We start from the raw sequence: 17,607 nt of genomic DNA on the forward strand, positions 1-17,607 counted from the left end.
CCACTCACCTTTTGTGGTGGGATCGTGTGGGGAGTAGCCCTTTTCGGGGGGCTGCTCCCCACACGCATGTCCAGCCTCAACGTGAAACGTGAGACGCTGGACCGCTCTGAAGTTCGAGCTCAATGTGAACAGTGACGAGGACTCCGCGTTCGACGCGGGTGGGTGGGAGATCGGCATGGCTGAATCTGGTGCACGAGGTCGCGACGGTGGCGACCGGCGACCAGCCGGCGGCGGTCAGCGCGGCGCACGCGCCGGCGCTCCCCGCAGCGGAGGTGGGTTTCGACCCGCCACGGGTGGTCCTCGTCGAAGTGGTCCGACCTCCGGTGAGGCTGGCCAAGAACGTGGTGAACGCCGCGAGTGGGGTGACCGTCCGCGTCGGTCGACGCCCAGCGATGACCAGCGGCCCGGGCGTCCTGTCCGCGACGGGGCCTCGCGCCCGGATCGTCCGCAGCGCAACGACTTCCGCAACGGTGAACGTTCTTACGGTGGTGGCACGAGCCGCCCCCAGCGTGACGGCGACCGTCCCCCCTTCCGCGGGGAGCGCGACCAGCGCCCCGCCCGCGACGGCGAACGTTCCTACGGCGGTGGCAGCACTCGCCCGCAGCGTGACGACCGCCCTCGTCGTGACGGGGACCGTCCTCCCTTCCGCGGTGACCGCGAGCAGCGACCGGCCCGCGACGGTGAACGTTCCTACGGCGGCGGTACCAGTCGCCCGCAGCGCGATGACCGTCCCCAGCGCGACGGTGCGCGTTCTTACGGCGCGGGTAGCCGCCCGCAGCGTGATGACCGTCCTCGTCGTGACGGGGACCGTCCTCCCTTCCGCGGTGACCGCGAGCAGCGACCGGCCCGCGACGGTGAACGTTCCTACGGCGGCGGTACCAGCCGTCCCCAGCGTGACGACCGTCCTCGTCGTGACGGGGACCGTCCTCCCTTCCGCGGTGACCGCGAGCAGCGTCCCGCCCGCGACGGTGAACGTTCCTACGGCGGCGGTACCAGTCGACCGCAGCGCGATGACCGCCCTCCTCGTGACGGCGATCGACCGGCTTTCCGGTCGGACCGCCCGCAGCGCAACGACTTCCGTAGCGACGAACGCAGTGGACGTCCCACTCGCGGTGACCGCGACCAGCGACCGCCGCGCGACGGGCAACGTTCCGCCGGTGCCGGCACCAGCCGTCCCCAGCGCGATGACCGTCCCCGTCGTGACGGCGACCGGCCTGCGTTCCGTGGGGACCGTGACCAGCGACCGCCGCGCGACGGGCAACGTTCCGCCGGTGCCGGCACCAGCCGTCCCCAGCGTGACGACCGTCCCCGCCGCGAGGAGAACCGTTCGTCCGGCGGTGGTCGACCCACGCGTGGCGACGAGCGTCCCCGTCGCAGCGAGCGTGGACCCGTGCGTCCTGGTGCGGACCGTCCGCGTGAGGACCGTCCCGAGCGCCCGACCGGCCCGCGGCTCCCGGACGACGTCACCGGCAAGGAACTCGCACCCGACGTCCGGCACTCGCTCTCGGGGTTGACCTCCGAGAACGCCGACATCGTCGCGAAGCACCTCGTGGCCAGCGGTCGGTTCGTCGACGTCGATCCCGAGCTGGCGTGGCAGCACGCCCAGGCCGCGCAGCGTCGCGGTGGGCGCATCGCCGCCGTGCGTGAGGCTGCTGCCATCGCCGCCTACAAGGCCGGTCACTTCCGTGAAGCCCTGTCCGAGCTCCGGACCGTGCGTCGCATGACCGGGGACGACAGCTACCTGCCTCTCATGGCCGACTGCGAACGCGGCCTCGGCCGCCCCGAGCGTGCCCTCGACCTCGCGACCTCGCCTGAGGCCGCCGCCCTCGAGACCGAGGCGAAGGTCGAGATGTTGATCGTCGCCGCCGGCGCTCGTCACGACCTCGGCCAGCACGATGCGGCCGTCGTCTCGTTGCAGGTGCCGCAGCTGCGTACCAACAGCCGCGCCACCTGGCGTGCCCGGCTCTGGTACGCCTACGCCGACGCGCTCATCTCCGTCGGCCGTCAGGCCGACGCTCGGGAATGGCTCGTGCGCGCCGCCGAGGCCGACACCGATGGCGAGACCGATGCCTCTGAACGTCTCGACGAACTCGACGGCATCGTCTTCGACGAGGAGTTCGAGGACGACGACGTGGCGACGGCCTCTGCGACCTCTGACAACGACGAGTCCGACGACGACGAGTCCGACGACGACGAGTCCGACGACGACGAGTCCGACGACGACGAGTCCGACGACGACGAGTCCGACGACGACGAGTCCGACGACGACGAGTCCGACGACGTGAAGAGCGAGGACTGAGCAGCATGCGGGTGTACTGGCCGACGACCCTGTCGGAGCTGACGCGGGTGGCCGGATCGGGGCTCCTCGCCCCGGCCCCCGCCGTGGTGCACGCGGTCACCCGCACCCTGCGCGACTTCTACGCCGACGCCGATCCTCGTGACCTCGAGGAGGAGCTGGAGTACGTGGCCATGTCGGACGCGGCGGAGCAGTCGGTCCGTCTGTTGGCGCAGGGCACCGAGGCGCCACCGCGACGGGTCGTGCTCGCCCTCGACGTCACCGATGGTGACGTCGAGGCGAGCTCCGACGCCGGGTGGTCAGCGCCGGAGCGTTCCCAGGTCACGGTGAACGTCGCGCTGACGCTCGACGCGCTGGCCAGCCTGCACGTCGACGACGCGGAGGCGGAGGCCGACGTCCGAGCGGCGGTGGCCGCCCTGCCCGCCGCCGACGCCGGTGACGAGGAGGCTCAGTTCGCCGTCGAGGCGTGCGAGGGTCACGACCTGCTCTGGTACGACGCCGGTGAACTGCCGGTGCTGCTCGCGGTCGGTCCCTGACCGACCGACGGGCTCAGCGGGACAGCCACTCCCGGGCCAGTTCGACCTCGGAACGCACGAGGTCGAGCAGGCCCGGGAGTGCTGCTTTCTCCACCGTCCCGCCCAGCAACGGGACCCGGACGCTCAACGACCCGGTCAGCTCGTGGACGCTGCCGGCGGCGACGGGAGCGAGGACGACGGTCGCCGTCAGCTCCACGGGGGCGGCACGGACGGTCAGGGTCAGCTGTCCCCGGCGGGAGCCGTCGGAGCCGGCCGGTGCCCAGCGCTCGACCTGGTCGACCACGGCCGTGGTCCCGAGGAAGCGCGACGCGGCCTGGGGGAGCCGGTCGGTGCCCACGCTGCGCGACGTCGTCACGACGGTCGTCCCCGCGTCGTCCGTGACGGATTCCTCGTGGGTCAGCGCGCCGGTGCGTTCGGCCCGGGCGACGAGGAAGGCCGGGTCGGTGAGGACGGCCCACACGGCGCCGGGTGCGGCGGTGAACTCCGAGCGTTCGGAGAAGTTCGTGGACACCTTCAGCGGTTCCCTTCACGGGTCAGGACGGCGAGCGGGGCACCCAGGTCGCCGACCAGGGCTCGCTCGACCTCGAGGACGGCGTCTGCGCCGGGCGGTGACGGAAAGGCCCGGAGCCGGTCCGCGGCGAGGTCCACCGCCCGGGCTGCGGCCAGGACGGCGGCGACGTCGTCCGCGGCGGTCAGAGCCGTGGACGCCCGCCGCAACCGGGCGGCGAGGGCGGCGAGCCCGGTGACGTCGCCGCGGCTGGGACCGACGAGGTCGACGACGGTCACGGGCGCGAGAGGAGGTCGTGGACGGCTGCCACCAGTTCCTCCACGGCCGACGCGGCGGTCGGGTCGTGCAGATCGACGTCGGTGGCAGCCAGCTCGCGGGCCAGCGCGGCGCGTTCGGCCGGCGGGGCGCTCGGGCCGGTGATCGGCTCGCTGGTGATCGGCACGCGAACACTCTATTGCGCGGCCCGCGAGCAGTCCGCGACCCGGGCCCGCCGCACGATCGCGGAGATCACCACTAGGCTGCTGCTGCGTATCCACCCGCGAATCGGAGCAGTGATGCCCGCCTCCACCTCGGCCCCCGCCAGCACCGTCCGCGAGCTCGTGCGAGCCGCTGTCGCCGTCCGCGACACGTCGTGGGGTGACGGCCTGCCGGCGTCGTTGCGCGACGGCAGCGCGCCGGAACGGTTGTTGCTGGACTACTACGCCCACACGTCCGTCGACGACCTCGCCGACCACCAACCTGCCGAACTGCTGGCCGCGGTGGCCTCGCACGTGCGCAGCGGGGAACGGCGTCCAGCGGGCACGACGCTGGTGCGCGTCGTCGACGGCACCGAGTCCGGTGCGGGGTCCGGCCGCTCCACCGTCGAGGTGGTCACCGACGACATGCCGTTCCTGGTGGACAGCCTCACGGCGGCGTTGACGCGGCTGGGACGGGGGATCCACCTGATGGTGCACCCGCGCCTCGCCGCGAAGCGTTCCGACGACGGCACCCTCATGGACCTGCACGACCTCGACACCGCGCCGCCCTCGGAGCCGGCGGAGTCTTGGATCCGGATCGAGGTCGACGGGCACGGCGGCCACGAGGCCGACGCGGAGCTGCTGACCGAGCTGACCCACGTGCTGGACGACGTCCGGGCGGCGGTCAACGGCTGGCAGCCCATGCGCGCCAGGGCGTTGCAGATCGCCGACGAGCTGCAGATCGATCCGCCCCGTGGGGTGAGCGACGCGGAACTGCGCGTCACCGAACGGTTCCTCCGCTGGATGGCCGACGACCGCTTCACGTTCCTCGGCTACCGGGAGTACGACCTGCGGACGTCCGGCGACGACGTCGTCCTCGCCGCCCGTCCCGGGACCGGACTCGGGGTCCTCGCCGATCGGCCCGGGCGTTCCGGCGGACGTGAGCGGACGCTGTCGGGTCCGGTGCGCGACAAGGCGACCGAAGCGCAGGTGCTCGTCGTCACCAAGGCCAACGCCAAGGCGACGGTGCACCGACCCGCGTTCCTGGACTACGTCGGGATCAAGACCTTCGACGACCAGGGACGGGTGACGGGGGAGCGCCGCTTCCTCGGGCTCTTCACGTCCGTCGCCTACACCGACTCGGTGAAGCGCGTCCCCGTCGTGGCCGAGAAGGTCACCGACGTGCTGCAGCGCGCCGGTTTCGGCTCCAGCGGGCACTCCGCCAAGGACCTGCTGAGCATCCTCGAGACCTTCCCCCGCGACGAGCTCCTGCAGTCCGACGTCGACTCCATCCTGCGCACGGCCCTCGCCGTGCTGCGGTTGCAGGAGCGTCGTCGCACGCGCCTGTTCCTGCGCCGCGACGACTACCGCCGGTTCATGTCCTGCCTGGTCTACCTGCCCCGCGACCGCTACACGACCCGGGTGGGGGCCCGGATCGAGGCCTCGCTCAAGGAGGCGTTCGACGGCGGTTCCGTCGAGTCGACGTTGCGCGTCTCGGAGTCGGTGCTGGCCCGGCTGCACATCGTGGTGCGGGCCCGGCCGGGCGAGGAACTCAGCGACGTCGACGTGTCCCGCCTCGAGACCGACGTCGCCCGCGTCGCCCGGTCCTGGGACGACGACCTCGCCGACGCCGCCCGCGTCCAGCTCGGGGACCGCGCCTCGGCGGCGCTGGTGCGTCGCTGGGTGGCGGGCATCCCCAACGGTTACCGGGCCGCGGTCGATGCCGAACGCGCGGTGCGCGACCTCGCCCGGGCCGGTGAACTCCTCGACGCCGGCGGGGAGGTGCCCGTCCTCGACCTGCGCGACGATCCCGAACAGCCCCGCACCTGGCGCTTCACCAGCTACCGGACCGTTCCCGTCACGTTGAGCGCGGTCCTGCCCGTCCTGACCGACCTCGGGGTCGAGGTGACCGACGAGCGGCCGCACGTCGTGCACCGCGACGACGACCGCACCGTTCACATCGACGACGTCGGGCTGCGCCTGCCCGTCGACGTCTGGCAGCTCGACGCCGACCCGGCCGCCGCCAGGAAGCGCTTCTGCGACGCCTTCGCCGCGGCCTGGACGGGGAAGGCCGAGAGCGACGCCCTGGCCCGCCTCGTCCTGGCGGGGCAGCTGGACTGGCGCCAGGTCTCCATCCTGCGGGCGCTGGTGCGCTACCTGCGCCAGGTCGGTCTGGCGTACTCGCTCGACTACGTGGCCAACTGCCTGCTGGCCAACGTCGGGCTGACCCGGCTCATCGTGCGGTTGTTCGAGGCGCGGTTCGCGCCGACCCGGCACGGTCACGAGGACGAACGCGCCGAGCTCGTCGACGCGCTGGTGGAGGAGACCCACGGCGCTCTCGACGAGGTCGACGGACTGGACGCCGACCGCATCCTGCGCGCCCTGCTCTCCGTCGTGCAGGCGATCGTGCGGACCAACGCCTACCAGCACGCATCGGACGGGCAGGCCCACGACCACCTGTCGTTCAAGTTGTCGCCGCGCCTCGTCGCCGGGATGCCGGAACCCGCCCCGCACGCCGAGGTCTGGGTCTACTCCCCGCGCGTCGAGGGCGTCCACCTGCGTTTCGGCGAGGTCGCCCGGGGCGGGTTGCGCTGGTCGGACCGCCGCGAGGACTTCCGCACCGAGGTGCTGGGGCTGGTCAAGGCGCAGATCGTGAAGAACGCCGTCATCGTCCCCACGGGGGCCAAGGGCGGTTTCGTCGCCAAGCAGCTCCCCGACCCGTCGGTGGACCGCGACGCCTGGTGGGCCGAGGGGATCGCGTCGTACAGGACGTTCATCTCGGGGTTGCTGGACATCACCGACGACCTGCGGATCGTCGAGGGTCGACGCACGACGGTTCCCCCCCTGGACGTCGTGCGCTACGACGGCGACGACTCCTACCTGGTGGTGGCGGCCGACAAGGGGACGGCCACGTTCTCCGACATCGCCAACGAGATCGCGGTCTCCCGGGGGTTCTGGCTCGGGGACGCGTTCGCCTCGGGCGGGTCGGTGGGCTACGACCACAAGGCCATGGGCATCACGGCCCGCGGCGCGTGGGAGAGCGTCCGTCGCCACTTCCGCGAACTCGGGCACGACACCCAGACCCAGGAGTTCAGCGTCGTCGGCGTCGGCGACATGAGCGGCGACGTCTTCGGCAACGGGATGCTGCTCTCGGACCGGATCCGGCTGGTCGCCGCGTTCGACCACCGCCACGTGTTCCTCGACCCCGATCCCGAACCCGTTGCCGCGCACGCCGAGCGGGCCCGGTTGTTCGCGTTGCCGCGTTCGTCGTGGGCCGACTACGACACCTCGCTGATCTCCGCCGGTGGTGGGGTGTACCCGCGGACGGCCAAGTCGGTCCCGGTCAGCCCGCAGGTCGCGCAGGCCCTCGGCCTGGAACCCGGAACGCACTCGATGTCCCCGGTCGAACTGCTCAAGGCCGTGCTCGCGGCCCCGGTGGACCTGTTCTGGAACGGCGGGATCGGCACCTACGTCAAGGCGTCGACGGAGTCGCACCCGGACGTGGGCGACAAGGCGAACGACGCCATCCGCATCGACGGTCGCGACCTGCGGGTCAGGGTCGTCGGCGAGGGTGGGAACCTCGGGCTGACCCAGCGCGGTCGCATCGAGGCCGCCCTGCAGGGCCGCGGGGGAGCGGGTGTCAAGCTCAACACCGACGCCATCGACAACTCCGCCGGCGTCGACTGCAGCGACCACGAGGTCAACATCAAGATCCTCCTCGACCACCTCGTCACGCAGGGGGAACTCGAACCGGGTGACCGCAACGACACCCTGCTGCGGATGACCGACGAGGTCGGCCGTCTCGTGCTGCGCGACAACTACGACCAGAACGTCGTCCTGAGCGTCGAGGGGACCTTCGCGGCCGGGCTGCTCCCGGCGCACCGACGGTTCCTCGACACGCTGCAGCGCAACGGGGACATCGACCGGCGGCTGGAGGCGCTGCCGTCGCCGACGGAACTGGACCGGCGCGCCCGCGACGGTGCCGGGCTCACCATGCCCGAACTCTCCGTCCTCGTCGCGCACGCCAAGATCAGTCTCGGTCGCGACGTCCTGGCCAGTGCTCTGCCCGACGAGCCCTGGGTGGCGGAGACCCTCAAGGGGTACTTCCCGGCGGAGCTGCGGAAACGTTTCGGCGACCACCTGGCCGACCACCCGCTGCGTCGGGAGATCGCGACGACGGTGCTGGTGAACCACGTCGTCGGCACCGGCGGGTTGACGTTCGCCTTCCGGGCGGCGGAGGAGACGGGCTGCGACCCGGCCGACGTCGTGCGGGCGTTCGTCGTCGCGACCCTGGTGTTCGGGCTGCTCGAGCGCGCTGCCGCGGTCGAGGCCCTGGACGGCACCGTCGAGGCCCACGTGCAGTCGCGGATGCGCCAGGAGCACCAGCGGCTGCTGGACCGTTCGGTGCGGTGGCTGCTGCACGCCCGGCCGGAGGGGATCGACGTGCCGGCCGAGATCGCGCGGTTCGGTCCGGCGGTGGCGCGGCTCACGCCGCAGATCGCCACGTTCATGCGCGGCGTGGACGCCGAGGCGACCGACGCCGAGACCGCCTGGTTCACCGAGCGCGGGATCGAGGAGGGCGAGGCCCGCCGCACGGCGTCGCTGCTGGCGACGTACCCGTTGCTGGACGTCGTGGAGGTCGCCGAGGCGTCCGGGCGGGCCGTCGAGGAGATCGCCGCCACCTGGTACGAGCTCTCGCACCGCTACGGCATCGAAGCGATGCTCGACGGGATCGCGGCCCTGCCGCGGGCGGACCGCTGGCAGTCGCTCGCGCGGGCCGCGCTGCGCGACGACCTCTACTCCGCGCTGCGCGACCTCACGGCCGCCGTCGTCGCCCACGCCGGTGCGGGGGACGAGCTCGACCCGGCCGCGGCCGTCGAGGCGTGGGAGACCGCGCACGCGCCGGCGGTGCGACGGGCCCGGCAGACGATGGGGGACCTCGAGGGGGAGCCGGGTGCCGGGGACCTCGCGGCGCTCTCCGTGGGGCTGCGGACGCTGCGGACCGTGCTCCGTGCGGGCTGACCGGTCCGCTGCGCCGGGCGAGCCGTAGGCTCACAGGGTGCCGACCATGTCTGACCTGCTGCACTCGGAGACCGCCGTCGAAGGCGCCGAGGCGGAGTGGTTGCGCCTGCTGGTCGGCGACTGGCAGCTCATCTCGGACCTGTCCTTCGCCGACCTGGTGCTGTGGGTCCCCTCGGCGGACCGGCAGCACTTCGTCGCCGTGGCGCACTGCCGGCCCACGACGGGACCGACCGTGCACTACGACGACGTCGTGGGCGCGGTCCTGGAGCGGGGCCGCCGCCCGCAGGTCGACACGACGTTCGACGAGGCGCGCAGCCTGCGCGGTCGGGACCCGGAGTGGGACGACGACGTCCCCGTCCGCGAGGAGACGATCCCCGTCGTCCGCGAGGGGGTCGTCCTCGGGGTGCTGGCCCGCCACACCAACCTGGCGACCTCGCGGACCCCGAGCCGGTTGGAACTCAACTACGTCAAGTGCGCCGACGACCTCACGCGGATGATCGCCGCGGGTGACTTCCCGCAGACGGCGGCGCCGACCGGGCCCCGGCGCGGCGCTCCCCGGGTGGGGGACGGGATGTTGCGCCTCGACTCCGAGGGCGTCGTGACCTACGCCAGCCCGAACGCGCTCTCCGCCTTCCACCGGGCGGGCCTCATCGGGGAACTCGTCGGGGCGAACCTCGCCGAGATCTCGAGTTCGCTGGCGGCGAGCCACCTGCCCGTCGACGAGTCGCTGCCGCTGGTCGTGACCGGTCGCGCGCCCTGGCGCACCGATCTTGAGACCGATGCCGCGACCCTGTCGATGCGGGCCATCCCGTTGACCCGCAAGGAGAACGGCACGGCGACCCGGATGGCGGCGCTGCTGCTGGTCCGCGACGTGTCCGAACTCCGTCGTCGTGAGCGTGAACTCATGACGAAGGACGCCACCATCCGCGAGGTCCACCACCGGGTGAAGAACAACCTGCAGACGGTGGCCGCCCTGCTGCGTCTGCAGGCCCGCCGGATCGTCTCCGAGGAGGGACGTTCGGCCCTGCAGGAGGCGATGCGTCGCGTCTCGACGATCGCGACCGTGCACGAGACGTTGTCGCAGGGGATCGACGAGAACGTCGACTTCGACCAGGTCCTCGACCGCTGCCTGATGATGGCCGCCGAGGTCGCGATGGAGAACGCCGAACGCGTCCGCACCGTCCGCGAGGGGAAGTTCGGGGAGTTGCGGCAGGAGGACGCCACGGCGCTGGCCCTCGTCCTCACCGAACTCGTCACCAACGCCGTCGAGCACGGGTTCGGCTCCGACCGGGCCGGGACGGTCGTGGTGCGGGTCGAGCACACCGACGACGACCGGCTCGCGGTCGTCGTCAGCGACGACGGGATCGGGCTGCCCGAGGACTTCCAGGCGGGCAGCTCGGGTCTGGGGACCCAGATCGTGCGGTCGCTGGTGGCCGGCGAACTGAGGGGGCGCATGGAGTTCGGGTCGAGCGACACCGGCGGGACCGAGGTTCGCCTGGATCTGCGGGTGCGTCGCGACGCCAGCCAGATCGGCTCCGTCCGCAACTGACCGGACATCGCTGACCGGACGTCGAACAGCCCCGGGACCTCGTGGATCCCGGGGCTGCTCGAGGTGGGGGTGGAGCTGAGGTCAGCTCGCGCGGCGGGCGCGGGCGGCGCGGCGCTTGAGCGCGCGGCGTTCGTCCTCGCTCATACCGCCCCAGACGCCGGCGTCCTGGCCGGTCTCCAGTGCCCACTTCAGGCAGGAGTCGACGACGTCGCAACGACGGCAGACAGCTTTGGCCTCTTCGATCTGGAGGATCGCCGGACCCGTGTTCCCGATGGGGAAGAACAGTTCGGGGTCTTCGTCGAGGCAGGCAGCGCGGTGGCGCCAGTCCATGGGGATTCCACTCCTTCTCAGCGGTTGCGGTCTCAGTACGCGCGGGCCCGTGTCGTGGTGACGAGTTGGACACGCGTGATCCCTGAGCACCGGCAGCGCCGGCGGTGCCGGGACGCAGCCGCACTGGTCGGTGTGAACCAGGTGCGACGTGTGTCGGGGATCGCGTTGGGATCTAATGTCACATCCCGCGGCGCTTCCCACAAGAGGTACAGCCGGGCCGTTCGTGGAGGAAGCGTGTCGGCTTCGTCACATGGACGTAACACGGATGACCCCTCCCGGTAATCCCCGATCCCCGCTCGAGCTACCGCGACACGCCGTAGCGGTGGCCCCCCGAGGGGGGACGGTGCTCAGGGGCACGCCGTAGCGTTCTCCTCGTGCCCCCCGGTTCGTCCTCCCACCCTGCGCCCACCTCGCGCCGTTCACCACTGCTGACGCTCGTCGCGGCCCTCGTGCTCGTCGAGGCGCTGATCCTCGTGGGGGCTGCGGTCTACCTGCTGCACGGACTGCTCGTCGAGGACGCCGCCGCGCCGATCGCGGCGATCGCGATGGTCGTGATGGCGCTGATCTTCGCGGTGGGCGTCGGCTTCTGCGGGTGGGGCCTCCTGCACCGCGCGACCTGGGCGCGTTCCCCGGTCGTGGTGTGGCAGCTGCTCGAACTGGCCGCGGGCGTCCCCGCGTTCAGCGGGGGATCACCGTGGGTGGGAGTCGTCCTGGTCGTGCCGGCCGTCGTGGTGCTCGTCGGGCTGTTCGTGCCCTCGATCTCCGCGCAGGTCTCGCGCTGACCCGCACGCACCCGGGTCAGTCCGTCTCGTCACCGAGGCCCTCGCGCAGCTCGGCGAGGGTCCGGGTCAGCAACCGCGACACGTGCATCTGGGAGATGCCGATCTCGGCCGCGATCTGCGACTGCGACATCCCGCGCACGAAGCGCAGCGCCAGGATCCGGCGTTCCCGTGCCGCCAGACCGGCCAGCAGCGGGCGCAGCGCCTCGCGGTTCTCGACGTTCTGCAAGGCGTCGTCGTCGGCACCGAGGGAGGCGACGGGGGACGTCGGGGAGCCGGTGTCCAGGGGCAACGTCGAGTAGGCGTTCGCGGACTCTAGGACGTCGACGACGTCCTCGGCGTCGTAGCCGGTGCGTTCGGCCAGCTCGGCGATGGTCGGTGCCCGACCGAGTTCGTGGGTGAGCGCCTCGCGCGCGTCGCCGAGCGCCCGTCCGGCCTCCTGGATGCGGCGGGGGACGCGCATCGCCCACCCGCGGTCGCGGAAGTGACGTTTGATCTCGCCGAGCATGGTCGGCACGGCGTAGGCGCCGAAGGGGACGCCTCGGGTCGGGTCGAAGCGGTCGAGGGCCTTCAGGAGCCCGATGGTGGCGACCTGCACGAGGTCGTCCTGCGGTTCGCCGCGGCCGAGGAAGCGCGCGGCGAGGTGCTCGGCCAGAGGGAGGTGGCGGCGGGTGAGGTCGTCGCGCAGGCGGATCCGCTCGGGGTCCCCGATCGGGAGGGAGGCCATCCGGGACAGCAGCGGGGCGTCCTCCACGTCGCGGGAGGACGGCAGGTCGAGCGGCGCCGCGACGGGCGGCTGCGGGACGTCCGCAGGGCGGCCGTCGGTGTCTTCGTCGGCTCTGCTGCGCGGATCGATGACCTCAGGGTCACCGTGCGCGTGCGTGCGCGCCACCGGGACGTCACGCGCACGGGGGCGCGGCGGCGTCCGGTTCACCCGACCCCCGCCGCCAGGCTCGCCTGGGCGCCGCTGGTCTTGCTGTGCCGCAACACGATCCAGGCCCCGGTGGAGGACGTTCCGGTGAAGACCTCGCCGACCAGGGCCTCCAGCACGGCCCAGGCGAAGCTGGAACGCTCGGGCAGTTCCCGGGCCGGGCCGCGGACCTCGACCTCGAGGCTGCCCTCGCCGAGCCGGAAGGTCGCGACCAGTTCCTCGTCGTCGGGGGCGGAGCCCAGGAGCAGGGTGCAGGCCTCGTCCACGGCGATGCGCAGGTCCTCGATCTCGTCGAGGGTCAGGTCGAGCCGCGCGGCCAGGCCGGCGCTCGCCGTGCGGACCACGGTCAGGTAGGCCGGGTCCGCCGGTACCCGCAGTTCCACCAGATCGGTCGCTGCGTCCGGGTCCGGGGTGCTCACCGGGTCTCCGGTCGTGGGGGTGGACACGGGTTGACGTCCTCTCGGGGCCGGGTGCGGGTGTCGCACACAGCAGCTTGGCAGATGCTCACCGTAGACCGCCGCGCACTGTGGGTCACTTCCGGTCGGAGGCTGTCGCCAACGCGTCCAGCCGGTCCCCATCGAGGCGCCACACGGTCCAGTCCTCCTCGGGGGTCGCCCCGAGCGTCCGGTAGAAGCCGTGGGCCGGGGTGTTCCAGTCCAGCACCCAGAACTCCAGGCGCCCGAGGCCGCGGTCGGCGCAGATGCGCCCCAGCTCGCCGAAGAACGCCCGACCGATCCCGGACCGTCGGTGCTCGGGCCGGACGAACAGGTCCTCCAGCCACATCCCCTGCCGGCCCAGCCAGGTCGAGAACGTCGTGTACCAGAGGGCCATCCCGGCGACCCGGACGACGCCGTCGACCTCCACCTCGGCCAGCACGCAGCCGATCCCCGTGCCCGGCTCCAGCGCGCGGGCGAAGTCCTCGGCCCGCGCTGTCGCGGCCTCCGGCTCCTTCTCGTACTCGGCGAGCTCGCGAACCATCTCGGCGATGCTCGCGCCGTCGGCGGGGACGGCGGTGCGGAGGGTGAAAGCGGTGGGGGAGGCGTCACTCACCCACTCACCGTAAGGCAACCGTCACGGCGTTCCGGGCCCACCTCGGGGCCCTCGTCCAGGTGCTCGACGGGGGTGGCGACGCGCACGCTCGTCCACTGCCCGTCACGCACCACGAAGCCCGCTCCCACGCCCGGCCCGGGAGCCACGACCGGGCGCCGCGAGACGACCTCCGCGGGCACCGTCCCGCCGCGGCCCAGCAGCACCGTGGTCCGGGCGGCCGTCCGTGCCGCGGCGGCCAGACCGCGGAAGGCCCCGGCCACCTCCGCGCCGTCCCCCGCGAGCACCACCCGTGCCCTGCCGTCGCGGGTCAGGGCAGCCACCAGCACGTCCTCCGACGCCGGCGGCAGGGGGCGGGAGACGTCGTCGACGAGGACGAGGGCGTCACCCGCGAGAGCGGCGCCGAGAGCCTCCGCGTCGACCTCGCGGGCCCAGCACACCGTGCCGCCCGCGACGGTCTCGGCCCCGGCCAGCGCCCGCAGTGCGGACGTGCGTCCGCTGCCCGGTGGACCGCAGACCAGGACGGCCTCCCGCGGGTCGACCCGCACCACGCGGGCGTCGTCACTGCCACGCCCCAACGGGAGCCCGTCCCGGCCGGCCACGACGACGTCGTCGAGGCGCACCACCGCGGGGAGGGGGGCCACCGCGTCGCGCCCGCCGAGCGCACCCGGCGCGAAGGGCAGGGCGACCTGCACCTCCTGCGCGCGACCGTCGACGACCAGCAGACCCCGCCCCGGTGGGGCCTGCCGCGGCACCTCGGCAGCGCGCACACCGAGCAGCGCGGCGTCGCTGCGGTCCGGCAGGCGCAGCAGCACGACCTGACCGCAGGTGCCCGCCACGGGACCCGTCAGCGCCTGCCGGTCCGCGCCCACGACGATCCGGACGCCGACGCCGGAGGCCTCCCGGAGCAGCCGCAGCAGCGCCTCCGGACCGGCGGCCGGGTCCGCCGCGCCGAGGGCGTTCACCCAGGCCTCCCAGCCGTCGACGGCGAGCAGCAGGAACGGCTCACCGGCCCAGCCCGACGCACGCCGCCGCTCGACCTCGCCCTGCAACCGCAGCAGCAAGCGCCCGGCCCGCCACACCTCGCTCGGGCCCACCACCGACCCGACCCGACCCCGGCCGGCGAGGTCGGCGAACCCGCCGCCGGCGTCCAGCACGTGCACCTCCAGGGGATCCGCGGCCCCGCCGCGACCGGCCGCCGTGACCAGGCGCCGCAGCAGCGTCGTGCGGCCCGAACGGATCCCGCCGACGACGAGCAGGTGGTCCCCGGTCGCGAGGTCCCAGCCGGCGCTCTCCTGACGCTGGCTGTCCGGCAGGTCGAGCCGTCCCCAGGTCAGGACGCTCCCACCGGACGGCGGGACGTCGTCGGAGCCCAGGACGTCGGGCAGCGGCGCCAGCCAGGGGGAGGCGGGCACCGTCCGGTCGGCGGCGGCCGCGCGGACCGCGTCCACCAGGCCGGGGAGGTCGTCGACCTCCTCGCCCGCCTCCACCGTCCCCGGGGTCCGGACCTGCAGGCCCACGCGGGGGCGCGGACCCGACAGCCGCGCGGTCTGGAACGTCTCCAGCCCTTCGCTGCCCCGGCGCAGGACGGCGCGCCCGGGGACCCGGTCGCTGAAGGAGGCCGGGGACGGATCGCCCACGACGTCCTCGGCGTCGGCCCGGTCCTGCACGCGCAGGGCGATCCGCAGGTTGGTGTTCGCACGGATCTCCGGGCTGACCACCCCCGCGGGCCGCTGGGTCGCCAGGACCAGGTGGATGCCCAGCGACCGACCGACGGCGGCCAACCGCACGAGACCGTCGACGAAGTCGGGCAGCTCCTGGCTCAGCACCCGGAACTCGTCGACGACGACGACCAGGCGCGGGAGCCGTCCCGGCGCCAGGTCGCGCACGTCGGCGGCGCCCGCGGCGGCCAGGACCTCCTCGCGGCGGCGGACCTCGGCGCGCAGGCTGCGCAGCACCCGCGCGGCGAGCTGGTCGTCGAGGTCGGTGACGACCCCGGCGACGTGCGGCAACCGCACGCAGTCACCGAACGCCGCTCCACCCTTGTAGTCGACGAGGACCAGCTGGACGGCCTCGGGCGGTGAGCCCGCGCACAACCCGGCGACGAGGGTCCGCAGCAGCACGGACTTGCCCGCGCCCGTCGTGCCGGCGACGAGCGTGTGCGGACCGTCCGCGGCGAGGTCGACCCGGCAGACACCCTGCCCGCCCACGCCGAGGACCGCCGGGAGCCCCGGGGCCACCTCCCGCCAGGACCGGGCGAGGTCCTCCGCGCTCGCGGGACCCAGGAGGTCGGTGAGCCGCACGTCACCGGGGGTCGCGGTCCCCGCCGTCGTCCCGGCGTCGCGCAGGGGGGCCAGTCCGCGGGCCAGCCGCTCCGACCAGTCCACGCCCACCCCGTCGGGACGGAAGCGGCTCGACCCGGTGCCGGTGACGAGCCGGGCCGGGGTCGCTGCGAGGTCGACGACGGAACGGCACTCCGCGGGCAGCTCGGAGACGTCGTCGGCCAGGCAGACCACGTGCACGCCGTACCGGGGCCCGTCGTCGAGCAGGTCGGCCAGTCGCGGGTCCGGCCGCCACCGGGGCGCGTCGTCGAGCACGAGCACCAGGTGGCTCCCGCCGCGCCACTGCTCCCGACCGCCCCGCGTACCGGCCCGGCGCTGGGCCAGCTCGCGCGCGGCGGTGGCGAGGACGTGACCGGGGGTGAGGTCGGGGGTGAGCAGGTGCGGCAGCCAGGCGCTCCACGACCAGTCCTCCGGGGACCCGGCCACGGCGAGGCGCAGGGTCGCCGGCGAGTGCCACCCCGCGAGCTGGCCGACCACGAACCGGGCCGTGCGCAGCAGGGCGGGACGGGGTCCGGCCAGCCCGAGCGGCCCCGCGGTGAGCGCGACCCCCACCGGGACGTCGCGCAGCAGCACCTCCGGCACCTCGGCGTCGGGGCGTTCCCCGCGCACCTCGACCGCTGCGGACGGGCGGTCACCGAGCCCGAACCGGACGTGCAGGTGGTCGGGGTGCTCCGGCGAACGCGCGAACAGGCCCTCGCCGCGGCGGAGGACCTCGACCAGCAGCCTCGCCGCGTCCGGAGCGAACTCGTGGGCCCGGTCGTGCTCGGCGGTGAGCGCCGAGCGGCGGGTGGCGGTGACCAGTTCCCGGGCGGCCCGCAGTTCCACGGCCCGACGGCGGGTGGTGGCCGTGTGCCGACGGCGCTGGGTCCACCACTGCCCCCCGACGAGCACGGGGGAGGCCAGGCCCAGCAGCAGGGACAGCGGGCTCCAGAGCAGTGCCAGGACACCCGCGAGGGCCAAGGGCACCAGCAGGGCGAGGACGGGGAGTTCCGGGGCCTCTGCGCTCGGCGCTTCCGCGGGCCAGCGCAGCACGTGGCTGGGCGCCGGCGGGAGCAGTCGCGGCGGCCGGTTCAACCGGAGACGGCCCTGACCGTCGGCACGGACCCCCGCGGGACGCACCGGGGTCGGGGCGAGTTCGAGCACGGAACCACCGAGCGTCAGACGGACGGGCAACGGCACCCGACGCGAGCCGCGCAGGGTCTCCCGGCCGCTCGCGTGGAGCAACGCGGTTCCGTTGAGCGAGCCGGTGTCGCGCACCGTCACGGTTCCGTCGTCGTGCACGGTGAGTTCCGCGTGGACGCGCGACACCGAGGGGTCGTCGAGACCGAGTGCGGTCCCCGGTTCCCCGCGGCGACCCACGCGGTGGGTGCCGGTTCCCAGGCCCGACGTCCGACCGGCCTCGGGTCCGGCGACGACGTGCAGCGCGAGTTCCGCCCCGCCGACCTGGTGGGCCTCGTCGACGGCGGGAACCCGGACTCCGGCCACCAGCGGCGGTCGGCCGAGGACCGCGCCGGCGACGAGTTCCCCGTCCACCCGCCACTCCTCCTCCCACCCCGAGGGCCAGGGCCCGGTCAGGGGTTCGAGGAGTTCGCGGGCAGCCGCCAGCGTGACACCGGCGGGGTCCTCGACCGAGGGGTCGATCTCCACGTCGGCGCCCAGGACGGTCATCCGGAACGGCACGCCGGGATCGTGGCACGCCGCCCGAGGACCCCGGCCGTCGTCCACAGGGCCGAGGGTCGTGCCGGGAGTTGTCCACATCACCCGAACGCCACACGGCCCTGCTGCCCTACCGTCTCCGGACGAGAACCGGGG

The 17,607-nt window shown here is 73.6% G+C and carries 14 protein-coding genes; 5 read left to right on the forward strand and 9 right to left on the reverse strand.

What is annotated here, in order from left to right:
* Nucleotides 1-76: 76 nt before the first annotated feature.
* Nucleotides 77-1,261 (reverse strand): hypothetical protein, encoded by a 1,185-nt coding sequence (locus ACFQ46_RS18975; RefSeq protein ID WP_380260997.1) that lies wholly within the window; start codon nt 1,259-1,261, stop codon nt 77-79.
* 129 nt (nt 1,262-1,390) lie between these two features.
* Here ACFQ46_RS18975 and ACFQ46_RS18980 point away from each other — a divergent pair, with 129 nt between their 5' ends.
* Entirely contained in the window at nt 1,391-2,299 is a 909-nt protein-coding gene (locus ACFQ46_RS18980) for a hypothetical protein (protein ID WP_380260999.1), read from the forward strand.
* Nucleotides 2,300-2,304: 5 nt separating this feature from the next.
* Nucleotides 2,305-2,832: a DUF6912 family protein gene (locus tag ACFQ46_RS18985; RefSeq protein WP_380261001.1), complete on the forward strand. Its 528-nt coding sequence runs from the start codon at nt 2,305-2,307 to the stop codon at nt 2,830-2,832.
* A gap of 13 nt (nt 2,833-2,845) precedes the next feature.
* On the opposite strand, the gene ACFQ46_RS18990 is transcribed toward ACFQ46_RS18985, so the two are convergent.
* The 3 genes from ACFQ46_RS18990 to ACFQ46_RS19000 are packed head-to-tail and all read right to left on the reverse strand — an operon-like array spanning nt 2,846 to nt 3,782.
* Nucleotides 2,846-3,343 carry a DUF2505 domain-containing protein gene (locus ACFQ46_RS18990; protein ID WP_380261003.1) on the reverse strand — a complete coding sequence of 166 codons (498 nt, stop codon included), beginning with the start codon at nt 3,341-3,343 and terminating at the stop codon, nt 2,846-2,848.
* 2 nt (nt 3,344-3,345) lie between these two features.
* A complete protein-coding gene (locus ACFQ46_RS18995; protein WP_380261005.1) occupies nt 3,346-3,618 on the reverse strand; it encodes a hypothetical protein in 273 nt (90 codons plus the stop codon).
* On the reverse strand, nt 3,615-3,782 hold the full coding sequence (locus tag ACFQ46_RS19000) for a hypothetical protein (RefSeq protein ID WP_328294991.1): 168 nt from the start codon (nt 3,780-3,782) through the stop codon (nt 3,615-3,617). The genes ACFQ46_RS18995 and ACFQ46_RS19000 overlap by 4 nt, the downstream gene beginning before the upstream one ends.
* Nucleotides 3,783-3,894: 112 nt before the next feature.
* On the opposite strand from ACFQ46_RS19000, the gene ACFQ46_RS19005 reads away from it, so the two are divergent.
* Together ACFQ46_RS19005 and ACFQ46_RS19010 are read left to right on the forward strand one after the other, a co-directional pair.
* Nucleotides 3,895-8,817 carry an NAD-glutamate dehydrogenase gene (locus ACFQ46_RS19005; RefSeq protein WP_380261007.1) on the forward strand — a complete coding sequence of 1,641 codons (4,923 nt, stop codon included), beginning with the start codon at nt 3,895-3,897 and terminating at the stop codon, nt 8,815-8,817.
* A gap of 46 nt (nt 8,818-8,863) precedes the next feature.
* A complete protein-coding gene (locus tag ACFQ46_RS19010) occupies nt 8,864-10,366 on the forward strand; it encodes a histidine kinase N-terminal domain-containing protein (protein WP_328296268.1) in 1,503 nt (500 codons plus the stop codon).
* 81 nt (nt 10,367-10,447) lie between these two features.
* Here the strand turns inward: ACFQ46_RS19010 and ACFQ46_RS19015 are convergent, their stop codons facing one another.
* Nucleotides 10,448-10,696 (reverse strand): WhiB family transcriptional regulator, encoded by a 249-nt coding sequence (locus tag ACFQ46_RS19015; RefSeq protein WP_012086460.1) that lies wholly within the window; start codon nt 10,694-10,696, stop codon nt 10,448-10,450.
* Nucleotides 10,697-11,070: 374 nt separating this feature from the next.
* Here ACFQ46_RS19015 and ACFQ46_RS19020 point away from each other — a divergent pair, with 374 nt between their 5' ends.
* A complete protein-coding gene (locus tag ACFQ46_RS19020) occupies nt 11,071-11,478 on the forward strand; it encodes a hypothetical protein (protein WP_380261009.1) in 408 nt (135 codons plus the stop codon).
* A gap of 16 nt (nt 11,479-11,494) precedes the next feature.
* On the opposite strand, the gene ACFQ46_RS19025 is transcribed toward ACFQ46_RS19020, so the two are convergent.
* From ACFQ46_RS19025 to ACFQ46_RS19040, 4 genes are all read right to left on the reverse strand, one after another.
* Complete coding sequence (locus ACFQ46_RS19025; RefSeq protein ID WP_380261011.1) at nt 11,495-12,367, reverse strand: SigB/SigF/SigG family RNA polymerase sigma factor; 873 nt, start codon at nt 12,365-12,367, stop codon at nt 11,495-11,497.
* Between the two features lie 38 nt (nt 12,368-12,405).
* Nucleotides 12,406-12,825: an ATP-binding protein gene (locus ACFQ46_RS19030; RefSeq protein ID WP_328296269.1), complete on the reverse strand. Its 420-nt coding sequence runs from the start codon at nt 12,823-12,825 to the stop codon at nt 12,406-12,408.
* A 112-nt stretch (nt 12,826-12,937) separates the two neighbouring features.
* On the reverse strand, nt 12,938-13,456 hold the full coding sequence (locus ACFQ46_RS19035) for a GNAT family N-acetyltransferase (RefSeq protein ID WP_380261013.1): 519 nt from the start codon (nt 13,454-13,456) through the stop codon (nt 12,938-12,940).
* A complete protein-coding gene (locus ACFQ46_RS19040) occupies nt 13,453-17,475 on the reverse strand; it encodes an FtsK/SpoIIIE domain-containing protein (RefSeq protein WP_380261015.1) in 4,023 nt (1,340 codons plus the stop codon). The genes ACFQ46_RS19035 and ACFQ46_RS19040 overlap by 4 nt, the downstream gene beginning before the upstream one ends.
* Nucleotides 17,476-17,607 lie beyond the last annotated feature (132 nt).

The organism is Kineococcus sp. GCM10028916 (genome assembly GCF_042674865.1).
GTDB lineage: Bacteria > Actinomycetota > Actinomycetes > Actinomycetales > Kineococcaceae > Kineococcus.

Excerpts from the sequence above, each read along its gene's own strand:
- ACFQ46_RS19015 (WP_012086460.1), bottom strand. The coding sequence starts at position 10,696 with ATGGACTGGCGCCACCGCGCTGCCTGCCTCGACGAAGACCCCGAACTG.
- ACFQ46_RS19010 (WP_328296268.1), top strand. The coding sequence starts at position 8,864 with ATGTCTGACCTGCTGCACTCGGAGACCGCCGTCGAAGGCGCCGAGGCG.
- ACFQ46_RS18985 (WP_380261001.1), top strand. The coding sequence starts at position 2,305 with ATGCGGGTGTACTGGCCGACGACCCTGTCGGAGCTGACGCGGGTGGCC.
- ACFQ46_RS19005 (WP_380261007.1), top strand. The coding sequence starts at position 3,895 with ATGCCCGCCTCCACCTCGGCCCCCGCCAGCACCGTCCGCGAGCTCGTG.